The 16,377-nt window shown below is 64.9% G+C and carries 12 protein-coding genes, 4 pseudogenes and 1 other annotated feature; of the genes and pseudogenes, 7 read left to right on the top strand and 9 right to left on the bottom strand.

From position 1 onward, the window contains the following. Positions 1-51: 51 nt before the first annotated feature. From A6035_RS01125 to A6035_RS01105, 5 genes and pseudogenes are all read right to left on the bottom strand, one after another. Entirely contained in the window at positions 52-789 is a 738-nt protein-coding gene (locus tag A6035_RS01125; protein WP_108846268.1) for a mycothiol-dependent nitroreductase Rv2466c family protein, read from the bottom strand. A 629-nt stretch (positions 790-1,418) separates the two neighbouring features. Beyond that, positions 1,419-1,970, bottom strand: a complete 552-nt coding sequence (locus A6035_RS01120; protein WP_200836320.1) for a sigma factor-like helix-turn-helix DNA-binding protein — start codon at positions 1,968-1,970, stop codon at positions 1,419-1,421. A gap of 273 nt (positions 1,971-2,243) precedes the next feature. Continuing rightward, positions 2,244-2,987 carry an ATP-binding protein gene (locus tag A6035_RS01115; RefSeq protein ID WP_108846267.1) on the bottom strand — a complete coding sequence of 248 codons (744 nt, stop codon included), beginning with the start codon at positions 2,985-2,987 and terminating at the stop codon, positions 2,244-2,246. Further along, positions 2,984-4,544, bottom strand: a pseudogene (istA, locus tag A6035_RS01110) (IS21 family transposase). The gene A6035_RS01115 and the pseudogene istA overlap by 4 nt, the downstream one beginning before the upstream one ends. Before the next feature lie 327 nt (positions 4,545-4,871). Beyond that, positions 4,872-6,115 (bottom strand): IS3 family transposase gene (locus A6035_RS01105; protein ID WP_108846266.1). Its coding sequence is split into 2 segments (ribosomal slippage): positions 4,872-5,833 and positions 5,833-6,115, totalling 1,245 coding nucleotides; the frame shifts between segments, so codons are not numbered across the junction. Beyond that, positions 5,712-5,843, bottom strand: a sequence feature (AL1L pseudoknot). (Overlaps the previous gene by 132 nt.) 422 nt (positions 6,116-6,537) lie before the next feature. Between A6035_RS01105 and A6035_RS19485 the strand changes: the two are divergent. Next, positions 6,538-6,727, top strand: a pseudogene (locus tag A6035_RS19485) (transposase); the annotation flags it as partial. Positions 6,728-6,776: 49 nt separating this feature from the next. Here A6035_RS19485 and A6035_RS01095 read toward each other — a convergent pair. Both A6035_RS01095 and A6035_RS01090 read right to left on the bottom strand, forming a co-directional pair. Next, a pseudogene (locus A6035_RS01095) lies at positions 6,777-7,202 on the bottom strand (FAD-binding protein); the annotation flags it as partial. 47 nt (positions 7,203-7,249) lie between these two features. Further along, positions 7,250-7,660 carry an FAD-binding protein gene (locus A6035_RS01090; RefSeq protein WP_108846264.1) on the bottom strand — a complete coding sequence of 137 codons (411 nt, stop codon included), beginning with the start codon at positions 7,658-7,660 and terminating at the stop codon, positions 7,250-7,252. Between the two features lie 358 nt (positions 7,661-8,018). On the opposite strand from A6035_RS01090, the gene A6035_RS01080 reads away from it, so the two are divergent. The 3 genes from A6035_RS01080 to A6035_RS18540 all read left to right on the top strand — a co-directional run bounded on the left by A6035_RS01080 (position 8,019) and on the right by A6035_RS18540 (position 10,211). Further along, positions 8,019-8,297, top strand: a complete 279-nt coding sequence (locus A6035_RS01080) for a type II toxin-antitoxin system RelE family toxin (RefSeq protein WP_108846263.1) — start codon at positions 8,019-8,021, stop codon at positions 8,295-8,297. Beyond that, a complete protein-coding gene (locus A6035_RS01075) occupies positions 8,294-9,025 on the top strand; it encodes a sulfite exporter TauE/SafE family protein (protein WP_159149323.1) in 732 nt (243 codons plus the stop codon). The genes A6035_RS01080 and A6035_RS01075 overlap by 4 nt, the downstream gene beginning before the upstream one ends. Before the next feature lie 949 nt (positions 9,026-9,974). Further along, positions 9,975-10,211 carry an SDR family oxidoreductase gene (locus A6035_RS18540; RefSeq protein WP_108846261.1) on the top strand — a complete coding sequence of 79 codons (237 nt, stop codon included), beginning with the start codon at positions 9,975-9,977 and terminating at the stop codon, positions 10,209-10,211. On the opposite strand, the gene A6035_RS01065 is transcribed toward A6035_RS18540, so the two are convergent. Beyond that, positions 10,208-11,254 carry a zinc-dependent alcohol dehydrogenase gene (locus tag A6035_RS01065; RefSeq protein ID WP_108846260.1) on the bottom strand — a complete coding sequence of 349 codons (1,047 nt, stop codon included), beginning with the start codon at positions 11,252-11,254 and terminating at the stop codon, positions 10,208-10,210. The two genes, A6035_RS18540 and A6035_RS01065, sit on opposite strands and share 4 nt — an antisense overlap. A gap of 595 nt (positions 11,255-11,849) precedes the next feature. On the opposite strand from A6035_RS01065, the pseudogene A6035_RS01055 reads away from it, so the two are divergent. Continuing rightward, positions 11,850-12,110: pseudogene (locus A6035_RS01055) on the top strand (biotin/lipoyl-containing protein); the annotation flags it as partial. A 352-nt stretch (positions 12,111-12,462) separates the two neighbouring features. Here A6035_RS01055 and A6035_RS18475 read toward each other — a convergent pair. Further along, positions 12,463-12,780, bottom strand: coding sequence for a GTP pyrophosphokinase (locus tag A6035_RS18475; protein WP_200836332.1), 318 nt, complete (start codon positions 12,778-12,780; stop codon positions 12,463-12,465). Positions 12,781-13,007: 227 nt separating this feature from the next. On the opposite strand from A6035_RS18475, the gene A6035_RS01045 reads away from it, so the two are divergent. After that, positions 13,008-14,024 carry an ABC transporter substrate-binding protein gene (locus A6035_RS01045; RefSeq protein ID WP_159149376.1) on the top strand — a complete coding sequence of 339 codons (1,017 nt, stop codon included), beginning with the start codon at positions 13,008-13,010 and terminating at the stop codon, positions 14,022-14,024. 5 nt (positions 14,025-14,029) lie between these two features. Then, complete coding sequence (locus A6035_RS01040; RefSeq protein WP_108848998.1) at positions 14,030-16,366, top strand: arylsulfatase; 2,337 nt, start codon at positions 14,030-14,032, stop codon at positions 16,364-16,366. Positions 16,367-16,377 lie beyond the last annotated feature (11 nt).

Raw genomic sequence — 16,377 nt, 5'->3', positions numbered from 1 at the left:
ACGGTGACTGCGGATGCTGTTCTCGCTCATGTCCCCGCCCTTACCAACGGGTCATTTCTTCTGTCGCCGGCTGCCGCCGTGCCAGTCCTCTTGTTTGCCGACCGTGTCGGCGTCGACTCCGAATGCGGCCAGCTGTGGCTGCTCGCGCAGGCTGCGCTTGAGCTCGGCGAAACCTGGGAAGCGGGCGAGCCCGACCACGTAGTCCCAGAGCTCGGCCGCCGTGTCCTCGTCTGGCAGCCGGCTGATCACGGGCCCGAAGAAGGCGACGCCGGTCGGTGGCTCGAAGTGGATGATGGGCGTGCCAACGTCTCTGCCCGTCAGCGAGAGCGCCTCGTCTGTCTCCCGGCGGATCTCGGCGTCCCACGACTCATCGTCGAGGGCGTCCGCCAGCTCGATCGGCAGTCCAGCGTCGGCGAGGACCATCTCGGCGAACTCGCGTGTCCCGCGCCGCTCGCGCACGTCGCCTTCACTGCGATCATCGCCGGCCTCCGGAGCGGTGTCGAAGATGTGCGCCCCGAAGGCGGCATACAACGGCGCAATCGCCGCCCGGCCATGCTCGGCTCGCGCACGGGCCGCCACTCTCAGAAGCCGCAGCCCGGCGGTATGGCCGGCCTCGTACTCAGGCGGGAAGTGCGCATCGTAGTCGACCTCGGCGTTGAGCAGGCGCAACGAGATGAACCTCCAGTCGACGGTGTAGTCGCGCTGCGCCTGCACCTGACGCACCCATTTGCTGGTCATCCAGGCGAAGGGACAGACCGGGTCGAAGTAGAAGTTGATGTCGGCGTCCATACCCACACCCTAGCCAGGTGGCTGCGGACGACGTACCCACATGGCCAGGGCCGCCGGAGCCAGACTTCATGGAGCGGGAGTACCCGTCGGGCCTTTGCGGAATATTCACCGGCTCGGAAGCGGAAGGCGCATACGAGGCAGTGGTCAAGCACCCGGGCTGCCCTGCTAGGAAAAGGGCGAGTGAATATCGGCGAGGGCCTGAACGACACCTCCGAAGCAGCACTGTGGGCGGTAGAAGGCGTCGTAAGGTGGCTCGTCGTCGAACCGCAGTGGTGACCCGGGTGTCGATGCCACGAACGGGTGAGCGTCGCACACGCGAATAGGGACGGCGCGGATCTCCTCAGCTGGCGAATTTCTGCTGTTCCGGCAGCACCTGGTCCTCCCCAATCCCGGCCGACGCTACGGTCATGGGCTTTTCCAGGGACGAGCCTGTCCTCAGAAGTCATCTCGAGTACCGCGATCGGTTCGCCGGAGCTGCCGTCATCTGGCATATCTCCGATTCCGGGCATGCTGGACTCGATCCAGGTAGCGCTCGACGAAAGCGGTAGCGGACGTCGCCTCCGTACAGCGAACGACCTATGTCCGACGAAGTGTTGGTTGGTGTCGGCACCGCTTGGATGCGGCTGCCTTCAGGCGCTGCTGGGGTGCCTCGCGCTCACCTTGTCAGTTGGTTTCAGGCGAGTGATCCCGATTCGGGCGATCGTGTTGTCCTCGAACGTGAAGGTGATAGCCGCGAGCGGGTGCCCGCCGGGGGCTATGACCGCGGCGGCGGCGCCATTGACGAGCAGCGGGATACTCGCGTCAATCCGGTCTGGGAAGTACCAGGTCTCTTCGGCCACTGCGCGATTCCCGACAACTTCGCCGGGTCCCCCCTCGGGAAGCATCGCCGGATCGGCGACCCGGACGACGTCGGGTGCCATAAGGGCGATGAGAGTGTCGATGCGTCCGCCGCGAGCTGCCGCGAGGAACGCGTCAACAATTCGCCAGTGGCCCGATGTTCGTGCGTGTTGTTCGGCGGAGGCATCGGCTCCTTCGAGGCGTTGTCGTGCACGGCTGGCCAGCTTCTTCGCGTTCGTCGGCGTGGTCTCCAGCACGAGGGCGACCTCGTCGAACGGTACGCGGAACAGGTCGTGCAGGACATAGGCCACGCGCTGGGTGTCGGTGAGTTGGTCGAGGAGCACGACCAGTGCGCGTGAGATGTCTTCACGCCGGAGGAACTCCTCGTCGGCGGCGAGCTGATCACCGGGGATCGCGTCAGCGAGAAGTGGACGTTCTCCGCGTCATGTCCGTGTCCGCACCTGGTCGAGACACACGCGGGCGGTCACAGTGGTGAACTGAGTATTTGAGGGTGTGAAAGCCACCGGGTATTGAGGTTGGGAGCCACCGTTATTGGCTTTGAGAGCCGGTGGCCGATGGGGGGGGAGCCACCGGCTCTCTGGCGCCGCCTCTTCCGGTTAGTTCACGGCGGTGTGTTCTCGCATGTTGAAGGTGCCGGTCTCGATCCAGAGGGTGTTGTGGACGATGCGGTCCATGATGGCGTCGGCGTGGACTCCGGAGCCGAGCCGCTGGTGCCAGTCCTTCTGGGCGTACTGGGTGCAGACCACGGTGGAGGCGTGTCCGTAGCGGCGCTCGAGGAGCTCGAGCAGCATGCTGCGCATCCCTTCATCGGGCGGGTCGAGCAGCCATTCATCGAGTACGAGCAGCGTGAAGGCTGCGTACTTCTTCAGGAACGTCGAGGTGCCGTTGGGCTTGTCTCGGGCCAGGGCCCACGCCTCAGCCAGGTCCGGCATCCGGATGTAGTGAGCCCGGATGCGGTGGGTGCAGGCTTGCTTGGCCAGGGCGCACCCGAGGTAGGACTTGCCGGAGCCGGTGAAGCCCTGGAAGACGACGTTCTGGTGCCGGTCGATGAACGAGCACGTGCCCAGTTGGGCGATCACGCCCTGGTCCAGGCCCCGCTCGTGGAGCATGTCCAGCCGCCTGAGGTCGGCGTTCGGGTAGCGCAGGCCGGCTCGCCGGATCAGTCCCTCGACCTTGGCGTGGGTGAACGCCGAGTGGGCCTCGTCCACGACGATCTTGACCTGGTCGGCGAACCCCAGGCCGAGCATGAGGGTCTCATCGCGGGCCTCGAACGACTCCAGCAGGGCGGTGGCGCCCATCTCGCGCAGCTTGCGCCGAGTCTCAGGGTCGAGCCTGCTCATCGGGCACCTCCGGTGGCGTAGTAGTCGGCGCCCCGCACGTACCCGCCGGCCTCCGCGGGCGGATCGCCGGCCGGTGGGGTGGGTTTGTCCTGCCCGGTTTCCAGGATCGGGCGCAGGTGGGCGTACCGCGGAGAGCGGATCGGCCCGGCCAACGCGATCCGGCACGCGGCCTCGACCCGCTCCGCGGAGTAGCAGCGGGTCAACCGCAGGACCGCCAGCGCCGGGTTGATGGCCTGCTCGGCGACGGGCACCGACTCGAAGATCCTGTCCACGACCACCAGCGCCGAGGGGCCGACTCGTTCGGCCCATTCGCGGACCCTGCTCTGGTCCCACTGCCGATACTTCGGCCCGGCCGGCAAGTCCGCATCGTGGGTGCGGTAGGCGTTGACCACCGTCTCGGGTAGGAGCACGTGGCTCGAAAGCCGCTGGTGACCGCGATGCACCTCTAGCATCGACTCGGTGATGCGCAGGTCGACCTTGGCGCCCACGTTCGGGTACGGCACCGAGTAGTAGTTTCGGGCGAACGACACGTGGCCGTAGCGTCCGACCTTTCGGCCGTAGACCCAGCGACTGATCTCGTACCCGGTGGCCGGCAGTGGTCGCAGCAGTTCCTTCTCCTCCGAGGCGAACACGCTGGCCCGCGAGCCGGCCCGCTTCTCCGAACGGCTCGTCGTTGTACGCCTCGAGCTGGCCGGAGATCGCGGACTTCACCTCCGCCAGCATGGCGAACGTCTGGGTCCGTAGGGCGGCGATGATCCAGGTGGCCACGTGCGCGACGGTGTTCTCCACGCTGGGCTTGTCCTTGGGCTTGCGCACCCGGCCGGGCAGGACCGCGGCCGAGTAGTGCGCGGCCATCTCCCGGTAGGCGTCATTGAGGATGATCTCGCCCTCGCGGGGATGGGTGATCACGCCGGTCTTGAGGTTGTCCGGCACGATCCGCGGGACCGAGCCGCCGAAGAACTCGAACATCGCCACATGGGCGCGCAGCCAGGTGTCCTGCTTCATGTCCAGGGTGGGTTCGACGAAGGCGTAGCGGGAGAACGGCAGGCACGACACGAACAGGTACACCCGCCTCGCTTCGCCGGTGACGGGGTCGGTCAGCTGCATCGTCGGACCGGACCAGTCCACTTCGACGGTCTGCCCGGCCTTGTGCCCGACCCGGGAGGCCAGCCCGGCGACCTGCACGTGCTGTTGGTACTGCTTGCAGAACCGGTCGTAGCCCATCGCCGGTGAGCCCGAGCTGGCGCAGCGGTCGGTGTACTCGCCGTGCAGAAGCTTCATGGTCACTCCGACTCGGGCCATCTCCCGATGCACCTCGGCCCAGTCGGGCTCGGCGAACACGCTCTCGTGCTCGCCCCGGCCGGGGAACAACAGCGAGTAGACCTCGCCGTCCGGTAAGTCTGCGACGTCGTCCCAGCTGAGCTCGGCGGCATCAGCCGCCTCCAGTACTGCCGCGACGCTATTGCGCGAGATCTGCTGCGAGGCGGCGATCGCCCGTCCCGACAGGCCTTCGGCCCGCAACTGCAAGACGAGTTTCGCCTTGATCTTCCTTACCATTGGGAACTGCTCCTTCCGCCAGGTGCCCGTTACACCCGGCGGAAGGAGCCTAAGAAGGTGGCTCTGAACGCGAATAACGGTGGCTCCGACGGCGTCCTCCGCATCAAGCCGCCGCCGGCTCCCAGAGCCCATACGACTGGCGCTCAGAACAGCGAATACTCAGAACTACCCGGCTGGGTTGTCGACCTGTGCACGGTCGGCGGCGTTTGCGCGCAGCCAGACAGTCTGCACGGCGTGAGGCTGTCAAGATTTCTGTGTATGCGGGTGGTTAGAGGTAGGGGTTGATGCGGTTGAACCGCACTGGCTCCGTCGGAGGGTCTTGCTGAATCAAGCGGCCTGAGGTTCGGTCGCCTGTTTGGAACGGTACATCTCTTCGTATTCGACGGGTGGCCGGTAGTCGATCGCCGAGTGCAGTCGCTCGTCGTTGAACCACTTCACCCAGTCCGCGGTCTCGCGTTCGACCTCGTTGCGGCCGGTCCACCTGCGGGTGGTTTCTAAGTCGATCAGCTCGGTCTTGTACAGCCCGATCGTGGACTCCATGAGGGCGTTGTCGAGAGCGTCGCCGACGCTGCCTATCGACCCCTGCATCCCGGCGTCGCGGAGCGCATCGGTCAGGGCCAGGGAGACGTACTGGGTGCCGGCGTCGCTGTGGTGGACGAGTCCGGTCGAGGTGAACTCGAACGAGCCCCGTCGGCGGGTGTGAATCGCCTGCTCGAGTGCCGACAGGACCAGATCGAAGCGCCTGGTCATCGAGGCGCGCCAGCCGAGTATTCGGCGGGAGTAGACGTCCACGACGAACGAGACGTAGCAGAAGCCGGCGAGTGTCCATACATATGTAAAGTCGGCTACCCACCACTGGTCGGGCCGCGTCGGGGCGTTCCACTGACGGTCGATCAGATCGGGGTGCCGAGCTGCCGTCGGATCGGATTCGGTGGTGACTGTTCGCCGCTTACCTCGCACAATGCCGGCGATGCCGCAAATGCCCATCAGGCGGGCGACCTGGTCGCGGCCGACGTCGCGACCCCGGCGGCGCAGGCTGTGCCACAGCTTGAGCACCCCGTACAGGCCCCGCTGGTCGTGGAACAAGCAGAACACCTCGTGGGCGGCGTACGCGTCATCCAGTTCGGCGGCCGTGGACGGCGCGGCCGAGCGGGCGTAGTAGGTGCTCGGGGAGATCGCGATGCCGTGCTCGGTGAGCACGCGGCAGATCTGCTCGACCCCGAATCGCACCTTGTGGACGTCGATGTAGTCGACGATCAGGTAAGTCGGCGGTCGAGCTCCGCCGCTGCGAAAAACGCCGAGGCGGTCTTGAGGATCTCATTCGCCCGGCGCAGCTCGGCGTTCTCGCGCTTGAGGCGCCTGACCTCCGCGGATTCGGCGGTCGATTCAGGTGACGAGGGGCTCGATTCCACTTCGATCCAGTTCCGCAGAGTCGCCGGGTTCACTCCCAGCAGTGACCCGACGTGGGTGCGAGCGGCGACCTTGGAGCACTGCGCATCCGCCAGGTGCTCGTGATACATCCGGACCGCCCGCTCCCGGGTCTCAGCGTCGAACTTCCGTGGTGCTGCCATGGGTTCCAGTCTCCCTTGCTAGATCGGAACCCTCCGACAGAACCATGGAGGTTCACTTACACAGAAAATTAAACACGCCCGACGACACCCGCACGCAGGTGCCATTCGAGACGGGGATCAAACGACGCCCTGCCACACAGAGTCAGCCAAACCGCAAGAACCTACTGCTCTCACCGCCCAACCCGGTAACCAGGCCTTATGTAAAGTCGGCTGATTCTCCTGTGGGTTTCAACGTGGCCGTTCTTCGACAGGAAAGCTCAAGGTTGAAGAGCGCTTCCAATCCCTCCGTGCGACGCCCGCGGTAGAAGAAGCGGGACAGGCCGTCGTGCTCCCGCACTGTGCCGACGACGTTGCCCTCGCCGCGGAGGACGCGGACGCGAGACTGAAGCGGAACGTGATGGCGTTCAGCTGTCGGTGCCGCTGGCCGCTTAGCGAAGGTCCTCACCAACTGGCTTTATACCGGTGACCAGGCGTTCCGGGACCACATTAAGGTGGTCACGATTGATGGGTTCGCCGGTTATCTCTCGGCCGCTGCCCAGGCTGTTCCTGCGGCACGGACGATAATGGATCCGTTCCACATAGCGCATCTGGCCGCCGACAAGCTCACCATGCGACCGCCAGCGCGTCCGGCGGGCGAGTTGACGCCGTCCGGGAGGTCCGCGGCCGGGATCCACCAGGCTTCGCGCATGTTGGCGAGCATGGCGCCGGCTTTCATCGACATGTACAGAGCGTCGCCGGAATTGGTCGGGACACTCACGGGGTGTGAGAGGGGGCCACGAACGAACGCCCGTCGGTACTCTTCGTTCCATTCAAACCCGCCCGACACCATAATGACGCCCTTGCGGACCGGCTGGCGAACGCGCCCCTCGGTGGTGTCTAGGACCATCGCCGTGACCCGGCCGCCCTCCACGATGAGCTCCCGTCCGCGGACGCTGGTGCGGATGGCAACCCCGGCTTGCAGACACGCGCGGAGTAGCCGTCCAGTCAGCGCCTGCCCGCTGCCGCGGATGTCGATAGCTTCGCGACGCTCCACCTCCTCGGCGTCCGGCGGCTGGGGGGTGACGGAGCCGAGCGGGGTCTCACTCATGGTGAGGTGCGGGTTGGAAAGTACGGGCTGCGGGTGACCCGATCCTTTCAGGGGCCGAGTTCGAGGAACGAGAAAGGCGAACATTCGATGGTGCGCCCGCCTCCGGGAAGACCGCCCGGATGCCCGGGGTGGTAGTCGGCAAAGTCGCGGACCGCGTAGAACACCGTCCCCGCTTGTTCGTCGAGATATGAGACGGCCTCGGACCCGTTGGCGATGTAGGAGCGGATGAGGTTCTCGTCAATGAGGCCGCGTGACAGCGACATGATGTAGCGGAGCCCCTGCTCGGGTGGGTCGACCACGCCGATCGCCTTTTGATGGGGGTTGCACGGGATCCAGACGTGACCCCCGGACCACGCGGTGGTACCGCCTACCATGTCGGACTCCTCGACCAGCAGAACCTCGGCGCCATTAGCGGCCGCGGTGAACGCGGCGGTCATACCGGCCGCCCCTGAGCCCATGACAACTACTGTTAATCAACTCGCCTTCTAGAAAGTGATTGACTCCAGAAAGCAAAACCGCTACCGTCACCGAGATCGTGCTCGACATCACACACTCGGGCAAGAAGTTTGCCACTTGCAGGTTGCCGCCCCCACGGCGACCCTCGAAAGAGGACGCCCATGACATCGACCCCCCAGCCGAGGCGGCCGCCGTCGCGCCGTCGTCGTCTCGACCGAGCTGATCGACCGCGCACTGGAAGCCGTGGAAGATCAGGCGGACACCCGCGATGCAACCGCCACCCGGCGCGAGCACGGCAGTATCTCTCACGACGAGCTCATGGCAGAACTAAAACTCTGAGCCCGCGCACCCGGCTCATCGATGCCCTACTCGATCATCTATAAGTTGTCCGCTGCGAAAGCCCTCCGAGAAGTTCATCCCGCGGACCGGAAACGAATCGCACGCGCCATCGAAGCCCTTGCCGTGACTCCGCGGTCACCCGGCGCTATTCAACTCGCCGGAGGCGAGGGCGAACTCCGCATCCGCGTCGGCGACTACCGCATTGTCTCCCACATCGACGATGGCACCGTCCTCGTGCTCGTCCTGCGCATCGAGCACCGCGTGGAGGCGGCTCCCACGTCGGGCGCGCGGGAATCGTGAGTATTCTCCTGCTCTTGTTTGGCATACTTGCAGGTGCCGTCACTCTTCGGGTGACCGGTATCGGTTTCGCACTGATCGCAGCGCCGTTCTTCGTCATCGCGCTCGGCCCTTGGAACGCTTTGGGCCTCATTCACCTCACCGGCGTGGCAGCGTGTCTCGTACTCGCGTGGCGACTGCGCAAAGAGGTGGACCGACGGTTGGCGCTGGAACTGGGCGCCTGGGCCGCTCTCATGGCCATCCCGGGTACCTGGCTGTCCTTCGTCGTGCCGGAACGAGTGCTTCAGCTCGCGATCGGGATCGGATTACTAATCTCCCTCGCCATAATGGTCTCCTTCCGGGACCTTCCGAAGGTAGACGGACCGATTGTTCGTGCGATCACCGGGATGATCTGCGGCGCATTCACTTACACGGCCGGTATGGGCGGTCCTGCGATGACCATCTACTCCCGACTCTCGCACTGGCCCCACCAGCGGTTCGTCGCCACGCTCCAGCCGATGTTCGCTGTGCTCGGCACGGGTGGACTCCTGGTCCGTTATTCCGTCTCCGGAGAGTTGCTCCCGCCCGTGCCTTCTTGGATCTGGGTGGGCGCGGCAGCTATGCTTCTCGGCGGCCTGAGGGTCGGCGACCTTCTGACCCGATTCATTTCCGTCTCCGGAGCTAGGCAAGCAGCCCTACTGGTCGCCTTCGGCGGGTGCCTCGTGACGATCGGACAGGCCGTCATAGGCTGAGGCCGCAACGCGACCAGCACGCGGCTGGGGTCTGGGCCACCAGGCGTCGACTTCGACCGGAAGTCGCTCGTAGTAGCGGCGGGTTTCCTCGTCCTCGTCTCCGCGGAGTGCAATCTGACGAGTCGGCGGAGCCTCCGCGAGCCCCTTCACGGGCTCCACCCACTCAAGGCTGGCGTCGTCGACGAGATTCATGATCTGCGCCCTCAGCCTCACGTGATGTTCTGACCTCGTGAGCGATGAACGCCCGAGCGTCGCGAAAGCTACCGAAGGTGTAGTAAGTGCGGGGCTGCGCACCACGCCAGTACTCGTGGCGGAGAAGGTCAGTGCGTGCAACTCGTCGGCCGCCTTCTCGAACGCGCTCTCGGACGGCGATCCGGGCAATGAATGTAGCCATCTCTACTCCTCTCCAGGTGATCGGTGACAGGTGGGGAGACTGGGACGAAGCCGGGCAGCAGAAGCGTTCGATCCGACCCTGTCGGCGTGGACGCTGGTTGTGGGCGTTGATTGATTTCGGCGCCGGGGTCCGGTATGAAGCGCTCAAGTCTTCAGCAGACATAGCACTTTGTGCCCGCTGGTGGGCGGCGATCTGGGTTCTTCCGCTGAAGTTAGCCATAGCCGGAGAACAATGAGATGCATCTCTTCTTGAATGTGATCTTTGACTGCTAGTCGAGCTCATGAGTTACTGGCCACAGCGGCGGAGCAGAGCTTTGCCCGCCCCCGAAAATACAGGTTGGAGACCTAAGGGGACTGAGCCTTCCCAGGTTCCCCGCGGCTGGCAAATCGCGTATATCTGCGCGGCCAGGTCGTCGCGGTCGAGCTGGCCGTCGGCGTTGTGGTGCGGGGTGATGAGCCGCCGCTGGGGCCGATGGAGACCTGGCGGGTACGGTAGTCGCCCGCCAGCGCGGCGGTGAGGGCGGCGCGGGTGACCTGGTCGTAGCTGGTTCCGGCGATGGGAGCTGGGGCGGTCCTAGCCCATAGCGTCGCGCGTGGTGGTGGCTACCAGGAACTGCGTCGGATGGCGCCTTTGCAGCGCTGGGGCACGTCCCGCGAGGTTGCCGAGGTCGTCACCTTCCTGCTTTCCGACGCGGCGTCGTTCGTGACCGGCGCCGCGATCCCGGCTGACGGAGGTGCGACCTGCGCTAGTGGGCAGGCCGTTCCTCTGGTCGTCGATTGCGGGACCCGCTAGCGGCGGGGGTCGACGAGCACCTTGGTGTGCGTGCTCTGTCCGGAGCCGAGTTCGGCGAACATGGACTCCAATTCGTCGAGGCCGATGGTGCCGGTGTGCAGGGACGCGACGTCGATCCGGCCCTGGGCCACCAGGGTCATGGTGCCGAGGAAGTCGGAGTGGGTGTAGGCGAGTGAGCCGATCACGGTGAGTTCGCGGCTCTGCCAGTCGCCGTAGTTCACCGAGGAATCCGTTCCCGGGTAGCCGAGCAGCGCCAGAGTGCCGCCCCGCCGCACCAGTTCGGCCGACGGCTGGAGTAACGACGCCACCCCGGAGCACTCGAAGAGGACGTCGGCGCCAAGTCCTCCGGACGCCTCGGCGAGTGCAGAGTGCAACTCGTCTGGGCGCACGACGTCGGTGAAGCCGAGACGCCTCGCTGCCAGGCGCCGTGTCTCTGATGGCTCGGAGACCACTATGCGCCCCGCCCCACCGGCCCGCGCGTGCTGCGCGGTCAACAGTCCGATCGGCCCCGCGCCCTGGACCACGACGGTGGCGCCCAGGGAGATCCGCGCTCGTCTAACCGCGTGGAAGGTCACGGTCGCCGGTTCCAACAGGCCAGCCTCGACGTCTGACAGCGCATCGGGAACCGGGATGGCGCGCCGCGCCGAGACCCGGATGCGAGTCCCGTATCCGCCGTGCTCCGGAGCATCGTCGGTCACCCCGTTCGCCTCGGCAAAAGCGAGATCACAGTGGTCGGCATGACCGGCGCGACACTGCGCGCAGTCGCCGCACGCCGGTCCCACACCGGCCACTACGCGCTGTCCGACTTCGAGCTGCGACACCCGTGGACCGACCGCGGCGACCACGCCCATCCACTCGTGTCCGAAGACCGCCGGGGAGAGCGCTGCTGAGTCGTACCCGTGCGTGTCGGTCCCGCAGATGCCGCAGTACCCGATGTCGACGACCACCTGGCCGTCGCCGGGCGTCAGGTCGCCCTCGGCGACGATCTCGGCGGTCCGCGGGGCCACCATTCGAACGAAGCGGTCCGTTCCATCGTGTGTCATGCTCGTGCTCACTTCCCTGTCATCCCATCGCGGGCATGGCGTCTCGCTGAAAACCTGGTTCGAGGAACGGCGCGTCATTCGGCCGCTTGTACCTCGGCGTTAGACGACGCCGTCGACCGTTGCAGAACCGTTCGATATAGCGATCACGTCGCGCCTGGCCTGCGCTTTCGTGGCGTAGTCGGTCCGATGGACGCGTTCGTCCTTCAGCGCTGAGAAGAATGACTCGACCATCACGTTATCCCAGCACACTCCTTGTTCTGCCCGTCGAGTAACCCATCCCCCTTGAGTCAGTTGGTGATGGTGCCCTCCGTGACGGACTCGCCGAGTTCAGGCATCGTGATCTCGGTGCCGCAGTGGTGATGACGGGGCCACCGTCGGATCGGGTGTCCGCTCGTGACCGGATCGGAGCCTCCGCCGACGCCGACGGGCGACAGAAAGCATAATGGCGAGCGACCATCTGGACGGGGCGCCACCGCGACCCGCCCCCGGATCGCCACGAAGACCAGATAGCCCACAACCTCGACGCCTCTGCCCGCTGGCGCGGATCGCGCCGCCGGGCAGAGGCCCGAACTCAATATTGAGGAGTCACAACAACATGGCCTTTTCCGTAAAGTTGCCGGCTCTCGGTGAATCCGTCACCGAGGGCACAGTCGCCCGCTGGCTCAAGAAGGAGGGCGACACGGTAGAGATCGACGAACCGTTGCTCGAGGTCTCCACCGACAAGGTCGACACCGAGATCCCCTCCCCCGCCGCGGGCACACTCTCCAAGATCGTCGCCCACGAGGACGAGACGGTCGAGGTCGGTGGTGAACTCGCAACGATCGACGAGTCCCCCGCAGAGAAGCCGGCACCCAAGTAGTCCTGCGGGAGCTCCGCCGCGGCGGGCTCGGCGAGCTTCGGCATGTCGCCGGACGCATCGCCACCGGGGGGCTTCTCCGACTCTCGGGACTCCCCTCCCGCACTGTCGTCGCTGGTCAATGAGTGCAGCAGGCCGCTCCGAACCCCCGCTCTCCCTCCCTACTCGCGCCCTGTTCGTATTTGTCGCAGCAGCTCCAGCACCGAGTCCGGTGGCACGAAGGGGTCGTCTCGCCGCGGCTCCGCGCGGTTCTCCCCGTGGACCTGCGTTGGAGACGCTCCGAGTCGAGTTCGCTGGCTATGCGGGCGGAAGTGAGTAGTTCCTCGCGAACCTTGGGCGGCAGGTCATGGTCCTACTTGTAGAGAATCTTGTGCTCCAGACTCGCCCAGAAGTCCCTCGCCACTGTGCGAAGCTGGAGATCCACCGTCACCGGCGCGACCTTGTCAGAAAGGAATACTGGGATCTGCACGAGCACGTGGAGGCTACGGTACCCGTTCAGTTTCGGCTGGGCGATGTAGTCCTTGACCTCCAGTATCGATACGTCATCCTGTTCGGTGAGCATCCTGGCGACGCGGTAGACATCTGAGACGCAGCTGCAGGTGATCCGCAATCCTGCGATATCGGTGATGGAGTCACGCATCGCCTCGAACGACGGGGCTGCTTTCTTCACGATTTCCGCACGCCACCGTGTTCCGCCTCGTCTCGTTCGCGGATTCTCGAACGCGCCCTGAGCGGCCGTCGCAACCGTTACCCCGCGCTGTCCCGCAGAACCGTCCCCAGAAACTAGACCTTGTCTCTATGATGTGAATCACTATAGTTAGTCGCACGCGTGGAGTTACGGCTCTCAAGTCGAGGGGCGATTGTGCCGAACCACGCTTTCTTAGACGAGGAGAAATCATGAAGGGGCCCTTCACGTTGTTCGGAGCTGGCGCTGGCGCCGTTGCCGTCGCCGTCACTCTGGCTGGTTGTGGCGGAAGTCCAGATGCCGGTTCTGATGGCGCGGAACTGGAGACGGTGGTCGCAGCAACCGCATCCGTGCCGAGCTTCGTTCCGATGTACCTCGCCCAGCAGCTCGGCTACACCCAGGACGCCGGGATCGAGCTGGACACAGTGGCTATGGAACGAGGCGCAGGACCCATCATCGCTGCGCTGTCCAACGGATCGGTGGATGTCGCCGTACAGTCGCCGGCCGTACTGGCGGCCGCAAACGAGTCGGGGGCCGACCTGCGGTTCTTCTGCGGGAGCGCGCAACTCATAACTAGCGTGATACTGACTAAGCCGGACAGCGGCATCCAGGAAGCCACCGCCGACGACTGGCAGTCAGCAGTCAGATCATGGAAGGGAAAGACGCTGGGAATCCCCACCCTGGAAGGTGCGGTCACGTACACGGTGCGGAGTCTCATCGAGGAGGCTGGCTTGGCGCCGGACGATGTGGAACTGGTCGCCGTCGGTGTCGGCGAAGGAGCCTTCCAGACCTTGCAGTCCGACGAGATAGATCTGCTCTTTTCCTTCCCGTTCTTCACCGAGCAGTGGACCGAGAGGTCCACTGTGGTCTTCGATTGGGCGGAGGACGCTCCCGAAGAGATGAGTGAGGTGATGCAGACAGGGTGGATGTCGACGAAGGGCTGGTTGGACTCTAACCCCGAAACCGCCTCCAACTTCTGCGACGCCATGACCCGGGGGGTGGAGGGGGTCCTTACGGAATCGGACGCCACGCGGGAGATCCTCTCTGACCGGTACTCACTATCCGGAGCCCCTATAGAGGCAGCCATGTCCGAGGATGGCCCGATGGCCTCACAGTCGACTGAACTGGACTGTGCCACGACAAATAGAGCGCTCACGGCCGCGAAGGAAGCAGGTTTGCTGCAGCGGGAGCACACCTGCGAGGACGTGGTTTGGGACCAGAAGTTGTGACCGACATGCGTGAAAGCTATGCAGGCTTCCGTGGCATGGTTAACAGGACGTTCGCTGCTTCCACGCCAGCGTGGACAGACCGGCCCGAGGCTCCAGCGGGGGCGCCGAACGTCGTCATCATGCTGGCCGACGACGTGGGCTACTCGGACATCGGTTGCTTTGGTTCGGAGATTCCGACGCCCCACCTCGACCAGGTGGGCCGGGAGGGGGTCCAATACACCGACTTCCATGTCACGCCACTGTGCTCCCCGACCCGAGCGGCCCTGTTGACCGGAAAGAACTCGCATGCTGCGGGGGTCGGGATGGTCACCAACATCGATCCAGGATTTCCCGGATATGCATCGGAGTTGCCCGAGAATCAGAGCACCATCGCTGAAATCCTGCGGGGCAACGGGTACGCGACGATGTCGGTAGGCAAGTGGCACCTCTGCAAGGACACTGATCTGTCCGAAGCGGGAGACCGACGGTCGTGGCCACTTCAGCGGGGATTCGATCAGTACTACGGATTCCTCGAGGCCCTGACCAACTTCCACCACCCCCACCGTTTGATGGAGGGCAACAGTGTGGTCGACGTGGATGAGTACCCGGAGGGGTACTACTTGACCGACGACCTCACCGATCGCGCGATCCGTATGATCCGTGAGTCGAAGGCTGCGCGGCCGGACAAGCCGTTTTTCATGTACTACGCCCACGGGGCCGTCCACGCGCCGCTGCACGCGAAGCGGGAGGACCTGCTCCGGTACCGCGGGAAGTACGAGGCGGGCTGGGATCGAATTCGTGAAGAGAGACTCGCACGCCAGGAGGAGCTCGGGGTGATGCCCCCCGGAACGCAGCTTCCTCCCCGCAACTACGAGGACGACCTGGATGTTTGTGCGTGGGACGAGCTGAGCGAGCGCGAGCAACTGCTCTTCGCCCGGTACATGGAGGTCTACGCGGCCATGGTCGACTCGATCGACCAGAGCACGGGCCGCATTCGCCAGGCACTCGAGGAGATGGGTGAGTGGGACAACACGATCTTCCTGTTCCTCAGTGACAACGGGGCGTCGCGTGAGGGTCAGGACCTGGGCACGACAGCGTACTTCAGGCATACCCAGGACAGCGGAGCTGGGCAGGACGAGGACTGGCTGGCCTACGAGAGGGACCTCATCGGCGGCCCCCGAACGTGGCCGCACTACCCTCGCGGCTGGGGGATGGCCTGCAATACGCCATTCCGCCTCTACAAGGCCTCTACATATCGCGCGGGACACCAGGTCCCGATGGTGATGTCGTGGCCGAGAGGGCTCGGCCAGCCGTCGGGAACCCCGTTGCGGCGTCAATACACGCACGTCACCGACGTTGTTCCGACCATTCTGGAGCTGGTTGGTGTCGATGCACCGGCAGAGCGTCATGGGCGACAATCCGAGCCCTTGGACGGCAGCAGCTTTGTTCCTACGATCAGGGACGGGACGGCAGCAGCCACGCATGGTGACCAGTACCAGGAGTGCAACGGAAACCGGGGTTTCCGTCGCGGCAAGTGGGAGGCGGTCACAAATCGCGAACCCGAAGGCCCCTTCAGGAGCGGACCCGAGCGCACGGGCCTCACGCCGTTGAGCCAGGACAAATGGGAACTTTTCGACTCCGAGAAGGACCCGACCCAGTGCGTTGATGTCGCGGAACAGTACCCCGAGGTGGTCGAGGAGCTGAAGCAGGCATGGGATGACGCAGCGTGGCGCAATCGGGTGTTCCCGATAAACGAAGGTGTGGGACTAGCCCATCTCAGGCGCCCCTCCGAGGATGAGTCGCTGTCGCGTCCAGTGACGATTCTGCCCGGCACCCCGACATTGGAACGGTACCGATCGAGTCGGCTCATCGACCAACGCAGCTTCACCGTCGAGCTCACTTGCACGGTGACGGGAGGCGACCAGGGCGTGCTCTTCGCTCACGGAGGTCAAGAGGGGGGGTACGTGCTCTACGTTGAGGGTGGGCGGCTCCATTTCGAGCAGAACGCCTTCGGTCGCATGATCGGTCTACCCGCTGTAGAGATCCCTCAGGGAGAGCATGAGATCGCCGTGGAGGTACTTAACTCCGGAAACGGAGTGTGGGATGTCACCCTCCGGCTGGACGGCGTAGCTGCGGCCAACGGAGACGGATTTCTAGCAATCTCCGGTTGGCTTCCATTCCAAGGCTTAGACGTGGGACGCAACCGTCGATCGCCGGTGTCTTGGGATGTCTACGAGCGTCATGGCGCCTTCCCATTCACTGGGACACTGGGCTGGGTCCGATGGGTGCCCGGGGAAGAGGTGCCGAATGCGCGAGAGAAGCGGATAGCAAAGGCGATCGAGATGGGCATGGCCCTCGAGTGACACGGGTGTGG

The sequence above is a fragment of the Dietzia lutea genome (genome assembly GCF_003096075.1).
In the GTDB taxonomy this organism is placed as follows: Bacteria; Actinomycetota; Actinomycetes; order Mycobacteriales; family Mycobacteriaceae; genus Dietzia; species Dietzia lutea.
This window is presented reverse-complemented; position numbering and strand designations above follow the sequence as displayed.